Origin of the sequence: Mongoliibacter sp., from assembly GCF_007692705.1 — a bacterium.
Lineage (GTDB): Bacteria > Bacteroidota > Bacteroidia > Cytophagales > Cyclobacteriaceae > Mongoliibacter.
Genome location: NZ_REBN01000215.1, coordinates 1 through 16,409, shown reverse-complemented (window position 1 = coordinate 16,409; position 16,409 = coordinate 1). Strand labels below are relative to the sequence as shown.

Genomic DNA, 16,409 nt, shown 5'->3' with positions numbered 1-16,409 from the left:
GATGATTGGCTTTATTTCACATTCATTATCATATCCAATATTGTTTAAAATGTTACCTATTAATCATTTCCCAAATCTATTACCGCTATCCCGACAAATATTACCCCGACATAATATAGCATATATATATCTTATAACCAAATTAAATTTGTTTAAAAAAATTTGTTCAGAATTTTATTGTTATAAATAAAAGATTACTACTAAATATTTTATCGAATAAAAATTATACAATTTAAAACAATCTTAATTTGAGAAAGTATATGATAAATTAAATAAAAAAAATCCGGCACCATAGTGCCGGATTTTAGGTTAAAAATGGTTGATAAATATCCCCAAAAATAATACCTGATTATCACCCCGATTTCCAAGTATTGGAACTAATTATAAAAGTAGCAAAGACATTCGTGAAAAAATAGTAAAAATGCGAAATACACATTTTTTATTTTGAAATACTTTTATTTAGCATTGAATCGTCAATGCTAGGGTTTTTGAAATATTTACCGGGAGACATTCCTGTAAAATCCTTAAAATCTTTAATTAAGTGGGATTGATCGGTATAACCGTATTTTTCAACCCAATCACAAGAGTCTTTTAATGAGGACTCAGAAAACTGCTTGATGAGTGCATTGAATCTGATAACTCTACTGTAGGTTTTTGGAGTCAAACCAACATATTTTTTAAACTTTAATTCCAATGTTCTTGTGCTGACACCCGCCAAATCAGCCAATTCCTGTACTGTACTCTTACCTTGATGTTTTAAAAGATATTCAATGGTGCTGCTCAAAGGAAATTCATAATCCTGGTTTCCTTTTGCTTCGAAGCCATGAAACAAAACTTGCTCTAAACAAATAAGGTTATCTTCAATTGGGTCGCCTTGGTTGAACTCAAAGTTCCGAAAAATTTCGTTGAGTGAATCCAGAGGAATTATACTATCTGTCACCAAAGAAGCATCTCCTTTTAAAAATGAATATAAACCTAAGGGAGTAAATACCACAAAAATCAACTGTACATGACCTTCCACCATCACTTTACCATAACTGGTCATTTGTCCATAAAGAACCGGTATTATGGGTTCTAATTTAGAAAGACAATTATTCTTTAATTTCCTACCCTTAACTGCACATTTGAAGTCAGAATTAAGTGGGATTCCTAAGCTACCTGTCCCTTTAACAGTAAAAAGAATTTCTTTTCTATATTTGACAAAATCATTCCAGTATACATATCCTACTATGTGTTGGCTCAATTTTCTATGGGGAGGAAAAAACTTAAAATCCATAATTTTTTTGCAGAACCTGACCCAATACTAGTCTTAACCTAAACCTAGAAATGGATCCTGAACATTAAATTGATCTTTTTCTGGTAGTTCTTTTAATTTCAAGAAATACCTGCAAAGTTCTTGTTCAATTATTTTTACTCCATCTGTCGTATTCTGACAAAACCTAAGCTTCCTTTTGACAATAAGATTAAAAATAGGAACTCCCAATTTACTTAAAGGAAAGAAGTCACTGGGAAAGCTAATCCTTGCACCATTGGAAAGGTATTGTAAACCAGTGTGTGTAAGAACTATAAATATCAAACATACTCTCCCCTTAACCATAAATGAGGCTTTCTTCCCTACATTATTGAAAATAAAAATTTTATCAAAGCTTGTAAACTCTAAATCTTCACTTTCTTCCTGACCAAATGAAAAAGCAAATGGTTTTCCGATACCAATCCCCAAAGATACTCCACTTTCAAAAATCATAACTTCGTCTCCGTTATCATTATTTTTATCAACCAAAAAATAACCTGAAACATACTCTGATAATGCTTCCGATGGTAAAAGGACTTCGAAACCCATAATTATTTTCTATTTGTTTTAAATATGTGATGTTTTTAATAAAAATAACTCAATAAATTAATGCATTCTCTAAACTAATACGTGTCATATAAACTTTAATGCTTTTAATATACAGCTTTTTTTCTTTCATGAAATTATTTTACTCAAACATTTTTGTAAATATTTCACGAGAGCTCAGGATGGATATTAAATTTTTTATCATATCCCCTCAAAATATTTTGTTACTCTAGGTTTCATTTTTATTTGAAAAATAAAAAAAGCATTACAGGAATGGCCTCAACCATTACCAAAATGCTTCCTATTGTTATAAATTCTTGGCCAGTCTTACAGACATTATTTGGTTGACAACTTTACCAATTAACTAGCACATCAGAGAACTAATCAATGTTAAGCTTTTACCTTAAAGTCCAAAATTGTTTCTATTTCCTATCAAAATAAAAAAAGGAGGTATAAACCTCCTTTTCTTATTAAAATTTAATAAATTTTATTTGGTAAGCTTCTCTGTTTCAGTCTTTGCTTTCTTTGCAAGTTTGTCAACTTCTTCGCTTACATCAGCTACTTTTTTTGACAAACCGTCAAAAAATCCATTCATTTTACCTGAAAGATCGTCAAGGTATTCGTTACCCTTCTTACCAAGTTTTTTTCTTGTATTTTCTCCTTTGTCAGGAGCTACCAATATACCGATTTGTACACCTACTGCTGCACCCAATAAAGCGCCTAAAAGAAATTTTGTAGAACTCATAAAGATTAAGTTTTAGTTATAAATAAAATTTGGTGTTGTATGACTTATTTCAATCATATATTATTTTAAGAAACAACAACCATACCATAGTAACGGTTCTGCCATGCTGACAGTTTTATTTAATGGTACTTTTGACTACTACAGTTCTAACAGGATAAATAGGGTCATTACTAAAAATAGTGATATGTTTATGATCAATCCCCTTTCTACCTTTGGTGTCAAAAGTAAATCGCAACTCTGTTTTCTGCCCAGGCCCTATTTCATCTGCACCCAACAAAACCTCCACACAATCGCAATTGGTGGCTATTTTCCTAATTTGAAGCATTTCTTCACCCATATTGGTAATGACAATATCTCTGGATACTTTCCTATTAGCAGCAACATCCCTGAGATCGATATCGATTTCAGATAGCCCTAATCGGGGCACAACTTTCTCCATACTTTTAGGAACAGGCTGAAAAAATTCATAAACAACAGCCGTTAATTTCATCTCAATTTCATTTTCATTCTGAAGTTGTAGGGAAACATTTTCCTCAAAATATCCCAAATCTGCCTTTTTATCACCATCATAACTGAGAAGTAACAAACCTCTTTGTCCAGGTAAAATGGATTCCGGTTCCAGAGCAACGTAAAGATGTTCTGGCAAATCTTTCTGTTCACTTTTGAGTTTTAAAGTATCATTTCCAAAGTTGTAAACTTCTACATGCTTCAATTTGGGTTCATTTGTGAAAACTTCACCCATATTTATTGCAGAAAGCCTAAAACCCAAATCACCTATTCTATGCTTGTAAGCCAATTGAATATTATCAGGAACAGGAATATTGATTCCTTCTAAAATAAGGGTATCACCGTAAATATCCTGGTTTGTTCTAACAATGATTTGTTTTGCAAAAGCTCCACCCCTGTGGTCAGGATTAAATTTAACTTTCAATGAACCAATTTTATCCTGAAACAAGGTATCTCTAGAAAAGGATACAGCTGTACAGCCACACTCCGCATAAACATCCGTGATCCATATAGTGTCCTGGTTGAGATTGACTCCAAAAAATTCAGCTTCTACTTCCCCTCTTTCCTCCAAAACTGCTCCTATATTGACATTGCGCTGTTCCCATGTCAGCACTTTTCTGTCAATGGTTTGTGCCTCAAGGCTTAAGGAAATAAATACAAAAAGGGCACATAGGGTGCCTGAAATCAAACTCTTCTTCATATGGGCAAATAACGTGAAAATTCGATCGAATTGTACCTTGATTTATTTAATTTGCGCCAAATTATATAAAAATGGCAAGAGTACTTACTGGAATACAAAGTTCAGGCATACCTCATTTGGGAAATATTTTGGGTGCAATAGTGCCTGCGATAGAATTGACCAAAAAGGACAATAATGAATCCTTTATTTTCATTGCAGATATGCATTCTTTGACAACTATTAAAGACGGTGAATTAAGGAGGGAAAATACCAAAGCAGTAGCCGCAGCTTGGCTGGCCTTCGGCTTGGATATAGAAAAAACTGTTTTCTACAGACAATCCATGATTCCTGAAGTAACTGAACTCACTTGGTACCTGAGTTGCTTCACTCCTTTCCCCATGCTTGCCAATGCACATAGTTTCAAAGACAAATCAGACAGACTTGCGGATGTGAATGCGGGACTGTTTTCTTATCCTGTCCTGATGGCAGCCGATATCCTTCTTTACTCCGCCGATATTGTTCCTGTGGGTAAGGATCAATTACAGCATTTGGAGATAACTAGGGATATTGCTTCTACATTCAACCACAGGGTATCTGAGGAAATATTGACAATTCCAGAAGCTAGAATTTCTGAAAATGTCATGATCATTCCCGGTACGGACGGACAGAAAATGAGTAAATCTTATGGAAACTTTATTGATATTTTCCTTCCGGAAAAACAACTCAAAAAAAATATCAATAGTATCATTACCGACAGTACTCCTTTGGAAGAACCTAAAAACCCTGATAGCTGTAACGTTTTCAAATTATATTCTCTGGTAGCATCAGCTTCCGAAACTGCGTCACTAAGAGAAAAATACTTGGGAGGCAATTTTGGGTATGGGCACGCCAAAAAGGAATTTTTAACCTTGATTTTGGAAAAATATAAGGAAGAAAGAAGACTATTTGACTACTTCATGAATCACCCTGAAGAGCTGGAAAAAAAGCTTCAAGAGGGAGAAACGAGAGCTCGGGAGGTAGCAAAAGATATCCTCTCAAAAGTACGGAATGCGTTGGGATTTTGATTTCTATATCTAAACCCTTGTAAGCTGATAGTTTCACGCAAGGAACACTAGTGTATTTACGCAACATACGCAAGGGAGGGGACACTTGAGTGAGTAGCTTTATAATTATTAGGCGTTCATCGTGTGAAACTTATAACTGACTTTAACAAAGGGCAACTTCATACCCACTGTCAATAAGTTTTTTGTGCATCAGAATAAAAAGAAAATGAGATCTATTTCTAGGGTTAGGGTAAAAAATATCCTAATATCAATCAAATATCCCTAAATATCTCCTCAATGTATAATTTCATGTGAATCCCCGTATTGAAGTGGGTACACTATTTTTACCGAGCCACCCAAAGGTCCTTCATTGATTTCCCGTTGATTCTCAGGACAAATCTCGTAGGGTTTGGAACGATAACCAATCGGACGTCCATTTTATCAAATTCTTCCGACTCAATGGGAACTCCCTCATTTCCCTTGACCTCGTAGGTAACTTTACCTGAAGCGTCTGGCATCATTGGATGATAGGCGTTGGCTAAATATGCAGAAGGCAATAAGACTTCATTATCAGATTGTAGTTTTTCATAAATCTTTTCCAAAGCAGCTTCCAGTTCGTCTCCATATTCTTCATTGAAATCATCCTCTAAATCGTGCAGCTCTTCTTCAAGATCGTCATAGGCCTCGTCTGCATATGAGAGGTGGCTAAGTTCAATTCTTTTTTCTACAATAAGGGAAAGGTCCTCGTCCAGTTTGTTGAAATCCATCGTGATTTTTTGGTTAAAACACGAAGATATTGAATCTCTAAAGGGTTTCCAAAAAAGTACGGCTTACCTATTGGATAGGATTAGTTCAGAAACTTCTGCCGGAACATTATACATTACAAATTTTTCATTTCCATCAACCTCAATACTTAACTCTTCTTTCGTATCTCCATGGGATAGCACTACATTGTTCCAATCTGATGGAATGATTGTTTTTAAAGAAAGCTTCTGATCATACCAAAAGCTATCCAATTCAGAACTTAAAGAGATTTTTAATGACTCATTATCTAATGCGGAGCTTACCTTTGTATGCATTCTTTGCCTTATGTATTTGGTCACTTCCGCAAATGTCCCCACCCAAATACCATCCTTTTCTGCTATGTATTGAAAATAAGATCGAATGGTTTTTTCAGGAATAGCTTCCCATCCAATACCTTCAATACCATGAAAGACTAAAACCAACCAGGTATCCTCTCTTGTTAAAATATCATCCACCCAGGAACGCATCAATTCGTGAGAGGTGCCTGATAAGGGTCCGCGCTGCCATTGTACATATTCCTTATTATAGTCAAATGTTGGGTCAAATTTTCCTGACCGGTTTATTTCTTCCAAAAAAGACTCTGGCATTCTATTTCTGGTGGCAGGGAACATCTCTAAAGCATACTCCATAACCCGCTCGTCTTCTGTACCAAATGGGCATTCCGCTGAAAACAAAAATTCTTTTCCCAATTGTACCTCTAGTTCATCTCTGCATTTTTCCAATTCATAAAGAAGGTTGGCTTCATCAAGGACTGCCAATCTTGGATGCGAGATGGTATGCACACCAAATTCATGTCCATTTTCAGCATAAGTCCTAATTTCATCCCAATCTATCATAGGTCCGTCAATGATTTGGGGAGATACCAAGTTTTTTACGCCCATACTTACCGCTTGCCCAAATCCTTCATCTATCAATTGGTAAGCCATGGATTTCCTTCCTTGTTCATAAGCTGCCCCTGCCCTATCATGAAATGAAACCGCTTCAGGCATATCCAGAAATCTGATCAAGGATGCCCTTTCAAAAATATTGCTTTCATCAGTTGGTATTTCCTTGGACTCTTCTAAAATTTCAGCAGCTTCTCTACCGAAAAACTGGGCTCTATGCTGCGAAGATGGAATTTCTCCTGTATTGATATAGAAAGTTCCTCTCATTTCCAGGGATTCCATGATCGGTAATGCCACGTGAAATTGATTCAGTGTTCCATCATCATAAGTGAGGGATACAGCTGCTTTTTTCCCTTCTGGCCATTTCAATATTTCAGTTTCCCCAACCTGTTGTGCGTGTACAAAAACAGGGGAAATAAATAAGATGATAATCAATAAACCTTTCATATTTACCAATTAACCTTGTTTTTCACACTTAAACACTAACTTTTTGATAATTGGAGGGTTTAGCTCTAAATTCCACCAGTTATTTTATTCAAACATGCAAAATTTTAAAAACCACGCGCGATATTACCCCCTTCACCATTTTATTGTCACCCCACTTACATTAATTTATTTTATTTGGTCAATAGTAAATGTAACCTCTGCCTGGGGGACTGACTCCCTCAATAGTGGGTTCTATAATCTATTGGGCGCTTCAATCTTGTTGATCCTTCCAATTTTGGCAAGGATTTATGCGCTAAAAAACCAGGATAGAATTATAAGGATGGAAATGAGGCAACGCTATTTTGAACTTACAGGTGAGTCATTTTCAGGAAAAGAGAAAAAACTCAGACTTTCCCAAATCATCGCACTGAGATTTGCATCAGACCCTGAGTTGGTTGTATTAATTGATAAAGCTATAAGCGGGGGAATGCGTTCTAAAGAAATCAAACAAGAAATTCAAAACTGGCAGGAGGACAAAAAACGTGTTTAAAAAAATATTCACCATTTTACTGATCATGTTCATTTGCGGCTTTTCACAAGCCCAAGATGGAATAGAGGAAATCGCTGAAAAACTGGCTCAAGAACAATTGGATGCCTATAACAATAGGGATATTGATGCTTTTTTAGCGCCTTATGCAGAAAACGTAAAGATCTTTAATTTTCCAAACGATCTTCAATACGAAGGAAAGGATAACATGAGAGAAAGGTATAAAAACATGTTTGCTAACAGTCCAGATCTCCATTGTAAACTGGTCAACAGGATGGTAATGGGTAATACAGTAATTGATCAAGAAGAAGTCGTAAGAAGAAAGGGCGACTCTAAAATTCATGCCATCGCCATTTACAAAATCAAAAATGATAAAATCGCAGAGGTATATTTTATCAGCAAATAAAAAATATTATTCCTAAGCTATAAAGAGGAGTATATTGATCTAGGAACAATATATCCTCTAACTCTTCCAAAAACTTCTATTTTACAAACTAAAAAAAATGCGCTTTGAGTAATACTTTTCAGACCTTATCCCGAGTGGGAAAATTCATGTAATTTTGTTTTTTTTTCAATGGGTAAAACCTGTATTTTCACCGGAATTGAAGTTTTAAAAATGAAGAAAATATTCTTATTACTATTGGTTTCCTTTTTCTGCCTTGAACTTAGCGCTCAGGAAACTAAATTTTCGCTCGGTGGTGGATATGCATTTGGAAAAGGACAGCAATCCAAAGAAAGGGGGACCGGTTACAGGGTCAATGGAACCTATGAAGTCCATCCATACAGATCTATGTTAGCCCATGGTTTCACGCTCTCATATATCTCTACAGAAGCAGAATTTATGCGCAATGAGAATGATTTTTTACAGGAAATCACCCATATCCCTTTCACTTATAATCCAAAGCTGATGTTCAGTGAAGAAGACTCCAAAGCCTACCTGAAAGGGGCCTTGGGTTTACAATACTCTATGTCCAATGTTACCGGTCCTTCATCAGTCCGCAAAGAAAATGATTTTGGATTTTATGGCGGATTGGCGGGAGGAATAGAGCTGGCGATTTCGTACTTTGCGTTTGTCAATATGGAATATGAAGTCGGATACATTTCCAACGGTTTTTTGGACAATGGTTTTATTCATAGTGCTCAGATTGGATTAGGGATTAAGTTTTGACCGCAAATCAATAAGCCTATAGAAATGAACTGTAATTAGATTGAAGTCGTTAAATTTGCAATTGACTTTAAAGGATATGAAAAAAATCATTCTCTTAGTATTTATTACCCTGCTGAACATCAATTTGTCTCAAGCTCAAGATAAAATCAACTGGTTGACTTTTGATGAAGCAGCTACACTTACCGAGTCAAATCCAAAAATGATTTTGGTAGATGTATACACAGATTGGTGTGGGTGGTGCAAAAAAATGGATAAAGAAACTTTTACTGACCCCAAAGTCATAGATTATATCAACAGCAACTTTTATCCAGTAAAAATGAACGCTGAAGATACCAAGAGGTCATTCGAATTCAAAGGAAAAGAATATACAGAAGCCACCATGGCCAAAGCAATGAGGGTCAACTCCTTTCCAAATTTTGTCATCATGGATGCTACCATGGAAAATATCACGCAGCTACCCGGATACAGACAGCCTGATCCTTTTTTGAAAGGTTTGAGTAGCTTGGTAGACAAATTCAGTAAGTAAGATGGCTTTTTCAATTCACGAAAAAGAAGATACTATAATTGCTTTGGCAACTCCCCAGGGAGTTGGAGCTATAGCGGTGATCAGGCTATCCGGAAAGGAAGCCATTAAGGTCACAAATGAAGTCTTCAAAGGTAAAGACCTGGAAAAACAGGATTCACATACCATACATTTTGGCACCATCAGAGATGGAGAAAAGATTATAGATGAGGTCTTGGTATCTCTATTTGTAGCTCCAAAATCTTTCACAAAAGAAAATGTTGTAGAAATTTCCACACATGGTTCCTCTTACATCGTGAATCAGGTTGTTAAGCTCTTTATCCGCAAAGGAGTAAGGCCGGCAAAACCGGGTGAGTTTACGCAAAGGGCTTTCTTAAACGGCCAGTTTGACTTAGCTCAGGCAGAAGCAGTTGCAGACCTGATCCACTCAGATTCCGAGGCTTCCCATCAGGCTGCTTTAAATCAGATGCGCGGTGGATTCAGCGGAGAAATTTCCAAACTCAGGGCAGAACTGATCCACTTTGCTTCCATGATAGAATTGGAGCTGGATTTCACTGAAGAAGATGTAGAGTTTGCCAGCAGGGATGATTTGAGGATATTGGTAGAAAAACTTCTTCGAGTAGTGGAGCAGCTGATCAGCAGTTTTGATCTGGGTAATGTCATCAAAAACGGAGTACCTACAGTTATCGCTGGCAAACCCAATGCAGGCAAATCTACCTTACTCAATGCCCTTCTGAATGAAGAAAAAGCCATTGTTTCCGAGATTGCCGGTACTACCCGGGATTTTATAGAAGATGAAATCAATATAGGCGGGGTGATATTTAGATTTATTGATACTGCCGGGCTGAGGGAAACCACCGATACCATAGAAGCGATTGGCGTAAGCCGCACACAGGAAAAAATGAAAACTGCTTCTTTGATCCTTTATCTTTTCGATTTGTCCGATACAGATATGGTTGAGATCAACAGGGACATCAATAAGCTTGAAAATCTGGGTGTACCTTTTGTCAAAGTAGCCAATAAAATAGATAAGGCTGATCCTGAATTTGTAAAGGAATTGAAAGCCAAATATCCTGATACCATTTTTATTTCTGCAGGACAAAAAGAAAACCTGGAAGACCTTAGAACAAGGGTCTTGGAATTGGTCAACCTGGATAAATTCAGAACTGGAAATACCATAGTCACCAATATCCGCCACTACGACTCTTTGGTCAAAACCAGACAGTCCCTACTCGATGTGCTGGAAGGTTTGGACAATGAAATCACCAATGACTTCCTAGCTATGGATATCCGCCGATCGCTACACTATCTTGGTGAGATTACGGGCGAGATCACGACGGATGATTTGTTGGCGAATATTTTTAGTAAGTTTTGTATCGGAAAGTAGGCCAATGCCCTTTCTTCCTCTAATCATTTTGAAATACAAGTCCCTTTTTCAGGAAAGAATTTTTCCAATTACCAAACCTATGCTCTGGGATGAATTAAACTATTTTTGTTCCTGATTATCCGTAATCATATCAGTATAACCTATTCAAAAGAATTAACTTATGATATGAAACCAATATGAATATCCAATATCAATTGATATCTAATAGCTAAAAAGCCTTTGCCTAATTGATTTGTGGTTTAATCCCGGATAATCATATTTTTGTTTTAGTAGACCTGCTAATCTTAAACTGCCTAAGCACTTAATTTAAATTTTTCAGCAATAGGTAACAACATTGAGGTTTTTAGTATCTGGTAAAAACAAAAGCTAGGTGCCATGAAAAATCCATACTTTCCCCAAATCAAGTTTTACCTTTTGATAATTCTAATTTCACTTTCATCAGGTATTTGCACTTCTGAGGAAGAAGAAATCAATCCTGAAATACCAGTTGCTTCAGAAATTGAAATGCAATTTCCTAAATCAGAATTGACAGTTGGTGAAACCCTTATTATTGAAGCACTTGTGAAAGACACTAACGGAAATGTGATGAGCAATCAGGCTTTAACTTGGAGTTCTTCAAACCCTGAGGTAATAGACATTGATTCAAGTGGACTGGCAGAGGCAAAAAGTCCAGGAACCTCAATTATCGAAGTCACGAATAGAACAGGTATTAAAGCAACTCACGAATTTACTGTTATGGAGTCTGAGGAAGAAAACCTAACACAGGAACCTCATAGCTTCGATATAAGCCCAACACAAATCAACATAGAGGTGGGCCAAAGCGTCCAAATTGAAATGGTTATTTTCGATATTGATGGTGTTGAAATAGAAAACCCTGAAATATTGTTTAAATCCTTGGATGAGCAAATATGTATCGTAAATGAAGAAGGTTTGGTAGAAGGTTTGCGACCTGGAAGCACCAAAATACATATAGAGGTTTCGAATAAGTTTTCTGAAATACCAGTGACTGTGTCATCCGAAGAGCTTGTCATTTCAAAAATTGAAATCAGCCCCCAAAACATTTCAGCAGAAAGAGGAGAGCAAGTTCAGTTTTCAGCTAAGGCTTATGATCAATTCGATCAAGAAATACCTGATATTTCTTTTGATTGGAGCAGCAGCAATGCTTGTATTGTTTCGATTGAAGAAACGGGACTTGCTGCGGCTTATACTCCTGGAAATGCCAGAATAACAGCTACTGTTGGAGACATTTCTGGAAGAAGCACTATTTCAGTTTTAAAGTCTGAAACGTTGGAAGCTGATACTTTTGATGGAAAATGGAGTATCTGCCTAGAAGAAAACGGCGATCAATTTGGAGTGGTAGAATTAGAGTTTGAAAGCACCAATAATATTACAAGAATGTATACAGGAAATGTAACACTGAACGATGGGTCATCATTTGTTGTGAGAGGGAATGAATCTATATCAGGTAGGTCTATTGCGATAAACTGGAGTGAGTTTATACAAGTGTCAGAAAGGACTTCTAGTATTACGAGTGGTACTTTTATTGATCAGTTTGCCATCAAAGCGAGACTCCTTGACGGCAGAACCCTTATAGTAAGTGATGTCAGGTTATCTAGAATCGAAGAATGAAAATAACGAAACCCGGATAAATGGTAATCATATATCCGGGTTTATTGTATTTATTAGAAAATCCTCAATTTCTACTTTTCTTTTTGAATCATATCACTGAAAAATCTTTCAACAATATTTTCTTTCTCTTTTTTCAAAAACTCAAGATAAGCCTTTGGAAGAGGCATGTGTTTTTTACCCTTGAGCCACACTAAAAACCATTTTGTTGTAATAGGTAAACCAGGGACTGGTATAATTTTAAGCTGATTGGTCAAAAGTTCATTTTTAATACCAATTAAGGGCATGATTGAATAACCTAAACCAGCCAGCACCGCCTGTTTGACTGCCTCATTTGAGGTGAGTTCCATTTTCTTTTGGTAAGAAATTTTGCTCCCCTCAATAAACCGCTCCATGGTATGTCTGGTTCCTGAACCATTTTCTCTGAAAATCAAAGGCAATTCTTTGAATATCTCATCAGGATCAGCCGATTCTGCAATTTTTGACTGAGCATTTCCAACCAAGTAGAGGTTATTGTCCAATAATTCCATGAACTCCAAATTAACCCCTTTAGGCAAGATAGAGATCAATGCAAAATCGACTTCATTGTTTTCCAGGCTCTCCAAAACTTTATTTTTATTGGTCACATCCATGTTTAGCTCTACACTTGTATACCTGTTCAGGAAATCTCCTAAAAAATACGGCATAACATACTTACCTGTTGATACCACAGCGATTTTCAGCCTCCCTGTAAGCTCTCCTTTATATGCCAAGGTCTTACTGTCAATAGCTTGTACCTGTGTGAGAATATATTCTGCCAATTCAGCGATCTCAAAGCCAAATTCGGTGACATGGATTTTACGCCCCAAAACTTCTGTCAAGGGAATGTCAAACTGATCCTGGAAATTCCTTAACTGGATAGAGACCGCAGGCTGTGTAAGGTGCAGCTCCTCCGCTGCCTTGGTAATAGATCCTGTTTCTACTACTTTTTGAAAAACCTGCAATTGATGAAGCGTATAATGCATAACTATTTTTAATGATTATAATAATAAAGTTAAATAAAAATTAATAAATATTTCCTAACACTTTTGCGCTTTGAAAGGTAGGGTACCTTCCCTTCTTTCTGATATACTTATAGATAAAATGAATACTAACATGGAAAAAACTATTGATTTTAAACTTATTGACGGAGAATTCAATCAAAAGGATGCAAAAGAAGTCCTTGTGCAATTGATCAATGACAAGATCAATTTTCATGTCAGAAGAAATTTTAGTTCAAAAATCAGATTTGGCTATGCTGATGAAAACTCCGAAAAAAGAATCACTGCTCTCAATGCCGATCTAAAAAATATCATTAGCTTTTTTCAACAAGAAGAAAAAATTGGACAAACCTTCAGCATACAGGCTAAAATTGAAGTGATCTGTCATGAAGAAGAAAAACCAGGCATTGATATCTAAAACTTTCAATAATTTTATAAATAATGAATTTTAGTCTTCTCATTGAAAACCTTACCAATCCCGCTTTACTGTTTTTTGTATTAGGTTTGGTTGCCGTTTTATGTAAAAGCGATCTGGAAATACCTTCCAACTCATCTAAATTCATTTCCCTTTATTTACTTTTTTCCATTGGCTTCAAAGGAGGTCAGGAATTGGCCCATGAAACCATGAATATGGAAATTGCCTGGACAATCCTGTTCGGACTTGGAGTAGCCACTATAATCCCTATTTATACATTCTTTATACTGAAGAGGAAACTGAGTATTTATGATGCCGGGGCAGTGGCAGCAGCATACGGCTCTATCAGTGCGGTTACTTTCGTTACTGCTGTGACTTATCTGGAAATGCAGCAATTGGTGCTTCACGGACATATGGTGGCCATAATGGCCTTGATGGAGGCACCTGCCATCGTTGTGGGGCTCCTATTGATATCATCTTTTGATAAAATGGGTGTTAACGCCGAAAAGGTCAAGAAAAGAACTGTTGTCAAACATTCCTTTACCAATGGCAGTGTAATGTTGATCTTGGGAAGTCTTGTCATTGGACTACTCGCTTCCGACGCCCAGGCTGAAGGTATCAAGCCATTCACCAACGATATATTCAAAGGTTTTTTAGCAATTTTCCTTCTTGACATGGGAATAGTAAGTGGCAAAAAACTAGGTTCATTCTTTTCCTATGGCTGGTTCCCTACCATTTTTGCAATCTTCATCCCTCTATTCAACGGAAGTGTGGTCGCATTGATAAGCTCTATGGTAACAGATGATGTTTCCAATCGATTTATGTTGGCAATCCTAGCAGCAAGTGCATCCTACATTGCTGTACCTGCAGCAATGAAAATGACCGTACCTCAAGCTAATCCCGGTTTATTCCTTCCTATGGCATTGGCAGTCACGTTTCCGGTAAACATTACTATTGGCATGCCCCTTTACTATTTACTGGCGTCTTACTTTTAATAAATACTTTATTTCTGCTATAACAATACATTAGTCCAATTTATACAAAACAGGAAATCAAAAATTATCTGAATGGTATAATTATATGGATACCTCTTGCAACTAAATAGCCTGTTACTTTTAAAAGTTTTCTATTTTTTTTACTTTGATACGCTAGTTACATATTTAAAATCAAGAGGATTTGAAGAATTTTAATCTTATTCTTTATTGCCTTTTGCTTTTCGGCTTAATGCTTACTTTTTATGCCTGTAAAAGCATGGAGTCTTTCATGAAGGAAATAGAAAGAGCAAATCGTCCTGCGGAAAATACCGAAAGAACTACAGGAAATGGTAATTCAAGTTCACGAAATACCGGCAATCCCTCAGTTTCATTAAACCCTACACCTCCCCCTGTGGATCCCCATTCAACAGGAGAAGTTGAATTCCTTACTGAAATTATTCCTTTGATCAATGATGAAAGAAAGGTAGGCAAAACCTGTGGAAACGAAATTTTTGAGCCTGCTAATGAATTGGCTTGGGACAAAGATCTGGCAGAGGCAGCTTTAGAGCATGCTGCTGATCTCACCTTTCACCGAGGAATGCAGGGACATAGGGGTTCAGACAGCACAAGAGTCATTCAGCGAATTAGAAGACATTCTACAGATTTCAGCAATTTTGCGGAGAACGTTGTTTTAGGAAACCTTTCTGCAGAGAACTCATTTAGGGTCTTTTTAAATAGCCCTGGACATTGTAGAAATATCATGAATTATGTTTATACCCATGTTGGCGCTGCAAAACACTATAATCCAGAAACTGGGAGAACTGCCACAGTATATAAATTCGGTAGAAAAAGAGGAATTGATATTGGACCCAAGAGAGAAAGGAAATTTGTTGATACCATACAAGAAGACGGATGAATATTTTTTTTTTATAGCCCAATTGTTTTTGAAAGCATTTCAAAAACAATATTGACAGTTATTTTTTAAATTTTATCCATCTGCTTTCATCAAACAAACTATTATTGTTTTATTTAAAGTAAAATTCAAATACCAACCCAAAGCATCAAAATTTTGAAAATTTTAACAATAGACATTGGCGGAACCAATATCAAAGCAAAATTAGAAGGACCAATAGAAAGAAGGAAGTTTCCTTCAGGCCAGGAAATGACTCCTGATAAAATGGTAGAGGGAGTAAAAGAAATGACTGCCGATTGGGAATATGATGTAATTTCAATCGGTTTTCCCGGCATCATTAAGAAAGGGAATATCATTACAGAACCCAAAAACCTTGGAGATGGGTGGATTGGGTTTGACTTTGAAAAGGCTTTCGGGAAACCTATTAAATTGATGAATGATGCTGCGATGCAGGCACTTGGTTCATATCAGGGTGGAGTATTATTGTTTTTAGGCTTAGGAACCGGTTTGGGTTCCGCAATTGTCACAGATGGCAAAGTATTACCTATGGAGCTGGCACACCTCTCCTACCGCAAGGGTACTTTTGAGGATTACTTAGGATTCCGGGGTTATGAAACCCGAGGTCAGGAAAAGTGGCAGGAACATGTTTTTACAGTAGTTGAGAGATTTCAGGCAGCCTTTCTGCCTGATGATATTGTTTTGGGTGGCGGTAAGTCAAAGCTATTGACTGAAGTTCCGAAAGGCTGTCGCCTAGGAAATAACCAACTTGCATATGAAGGTGGATTTAGGATGTGGAAATAAAAAATCCAAGCAGATTACTTTCCGCTTGGATTTTTATACTTTTTAACTTTTAAGCCTATTAATAGGCATTGTCATTTTCAAATATAATGCTGTATATGGTCAGAAAGATAA

At 36.5% G+C, this 16,409-nt stretch carries 18 protein-coding genes; 11 read left to right on the top strand and 7 right to left on the bottom strand.

The window, feature by feature from the left end; translation table 11 throughout:
- Nucleotides 1-439: 439 nt before the first annotated feature.
- The 4 genes from EA341_RS15260 to EA341_RS15245 form a co-directional block, all read right to left on the bottom strand.
- On the bottom strand, nt 440-1,276 hold the full coding sequence (locus EA341_RS15260; RefSeq protein WP_293016029.1) for a helix-turn-helix transcriptional regulator: 837 nt from the start codon (nt 1,274-1,276) through the stop codon (nt 440-442).
- 33 nt (nt 1,277-1,309) lie between these two features.
- A complete protein-coding gene (locus tag EA341_RS15255; protein WP_293016028.1) occupies nt 1,310-1,780 on the bottom strand; it encodes a hypothetical protein in 471 nt (156 codons plus the stop codon).
- A gap of 544 nt (nt 1,781-2,324) precedes the next feature.
- On the bottom strand, nt 2,325-2,582 hold the full coding sequence (locus EA341_RS15250; RefSeq protein WP_293016027.1) for a YtxH domain-containing protein: 258 nt from the start codon (nt 2,580-2,582) through the stop codon (nt 2,325-2,327).
- A gap of 115 nt (nt 2,583-2,697) precedes the next feature.
- Complete coding sequence (locus EA341_RS15245; protein ID WP_293016026.1) at nt 2,698-3,789, bottom strand: DUF1573 domain-containing protein; 1,092 nt, start codon at nt 3,787-3,789, stop codon at nt 2,698-2,700.
- A 71-nt stretch (nt 3,790-3,860) separates the two neighbouring features.
- Here EA341_RS15245 and trpS point away from each other — a divergent pair, with 71 nt between their 5' ends.
- Complete coding sequence (gene trpS, locus EA341_RS15240) at nt 3,861-4,832, top strand: tryptophan--tRNA ligase (RefSeq protein ID WP_293016025.1); 972 nt, start codon at nt 3,861-3,863, stop codon at nt 4,830-4,832.
- A gap of 323 nt (nt 4,833-5,155) precedes the next feature.
- Here the strand turns inward: trpS and EA341_RS15235 are convergent, their stop codons facing one another.
- Both EA341_RS15235 and EA341_RS15230 read right to left on the bottom strand, forming a co-directional pair.
- Entirely contained in the window at nt 5,156-5,578 is a 423-nt protein-coding gene (locus tag EA341_RS15235) for a hypothetical protein (protein WP_293016024.1), read from the bottom strand.
- 63 nt (nt 5,579-5,641) lie between these two features.
- The gene (locus EA341_RS15230; RefSeq protein ID WP_293016023.1) at nt 5,642-6,946 is read right to left on the bottom strand and encodes a polysaccharide deacetylase family protein; all 1,305 of its coding nucleotides are present in this window, start codon (nt 6,944-6,946) and stop codon (nt 5,642-5,644) included.
- A 94-nt stretch (nt 6,947-7,040) separates the two neighbouring features.
- Here EA341_RS15230 and EA341_RS15225 point away from each other — a divergent pair, with 94 nt between their 5' ends.
- The 6 genes from EA341_RS15225 (at nt 7,041) to EA341_RS15200 (ending at nt 12,179) form a co-directional block, all read left to right on the top strand.
- Complete coding sequence (locus EA341_RS15225) at nt 7,041-7,475, top strand: DUF6526 family protein (RefSeq protein ID WP_293016022.1); 435 nt, start codon at nt 7,041-7,043, stop codon at nt 7,473-7,475.
- Entirely contained in the window at nt 7,468-7,878 is a 411-nt protein-coding gene (locus tag EA341_RS15220) for a nuclear transport factor 2 family protein (RefSeq protein ID WP_293016021.1), read from the top strand. Before EA341_RS15225 ends, EA341_RS15220 begins: the two co-directional genes overlap by 8 nt.
- 210 nt (nt 7,879-8,088) lie before the next feature.
- Nucleotides 8,089-8,640: an outer membrane beta-barrel protein gene (locus EA341_RS15215; RefSeq protein WP_293016020.1), complete on the top strand. Its 552-nt coding sequence runs from the start codon at nt 8,089-8,091 to the stop codon at nt 8,638-8,640.
- A gap of 76 nt (nt 8,641-8,716) precedes the next feature.
- Nucleotides 8,717-9,166 (top strand): thioredoxin fold domain-containing protein, encoded by a 450-nt coding sequence (locus EA341_RS15210; RefSeq protein ID WP_293016019.1) that lies wholly within the window; start codon nt 8,717-8,719, stop codon nt 9,164-9,166.
- Between the two features lies 1 nt (nt 9,167).
- Entirely contained in the window at nt 9,168-10,550 is a 1,383-nt protein-coding gene (mnmE, locus tag EA341_RS15205) for a tRNA uridine-5-carboxymethylaminomethyl(34) synthesis GTPase MnmE (RefSeq protein ID WP_293016018.1), read from the top strand.
- A 375-nt stretch (nt 10,551-10,925) separates the two neighbouring features.
- The gene (locus EA341_RS15200) at nt 10,926-12,179 is read left to right on the top strand and encodes an Ig-like domain-containing protein (protein WP_293016017.1); all 1,254 of its coding nucleotides are present in this window, start codon (nt 10,926-10,928) and stop codon (nt 12,177-12,179) included.
- A gap of 71 nt (nt 12,180-12,250) precedes the next feature.
- On the opposite strand, the gene EA341_RS15195 is transcribed toward EA341_RS15200, so the two are convergent.
- Nucleotides 12,251-13,180, bottom strand: a complete 930-nt coding sequence (locus EA341_RS15195; RefSeq protein WP_293016016.1) for a LysR family transcriptional regulator — start codon at nt 13,178-13,180, stop codon at nt 12,251-12,253.
- Nucleotides 13,181-13,310: 130 nt separating this feature from the next.
- Here EA341_RS15195 and EA341_RS15190 point away from each other — a divergent pair, with 130 nt between their 5' ends.
- From EA341_RS15190 to EA341_RS15175, 4 genes are all read left to right on the top strand, one after another.
- The gene (locus tag EA341_RS15190; RefSeq protein ID WP_293016015.1) at nt 13,311-13,613 is read left to right on the top strand and encodes a hypothetical protein; all 303 of its coding nucleotides are present in this window, start codon (nt 13,311-13,313) and stop codon (nt 13,611-13,613) included.
- Nucleotides 13,614-13,636: 23 nt separating this feature from the next.
- Complete coding sequence (locus EA341_RS15185; RefSeq protein WP_293016014.1) at nt 13,637-14,605, top strand: sodium-dependent bicarbonate transport family permease; 969 nt, start codon at nt 13,637-13,639, stop codon at nt 14,603-14,605.
- Nucleotides 14,606-14,873: 268 nt separating this feature from the next.
- The gene (locus EA341_RS15180; RefSeq protein ID WP_293016013.1) at nt 14,874-15,500 is read left to right on the top strand and encodes a CAP domain-containing protein; all 627 of its coding nucleotides are present in this window, start codon (nt 14,874-14,876) and stop codon (nt 15,498-15,500) included.
- 153 nt (nt 15,501-15,653) lie between these two features.
- Nucleotides 15,654-16,298 carry an ROK family protein gene (locus EA341_RS15175; protein ID WP_293016012.1) on the top strand — a complete coding sequence of 215 codons (645 nt, stop codon included), beginning with the start codon at nt 15,654-15,656 and terminating at the stop codon, nt 16,296-16,298.
- The last annotated feature ends 111 nt before the right edge of the window (nt 16,299-16,409 follow it).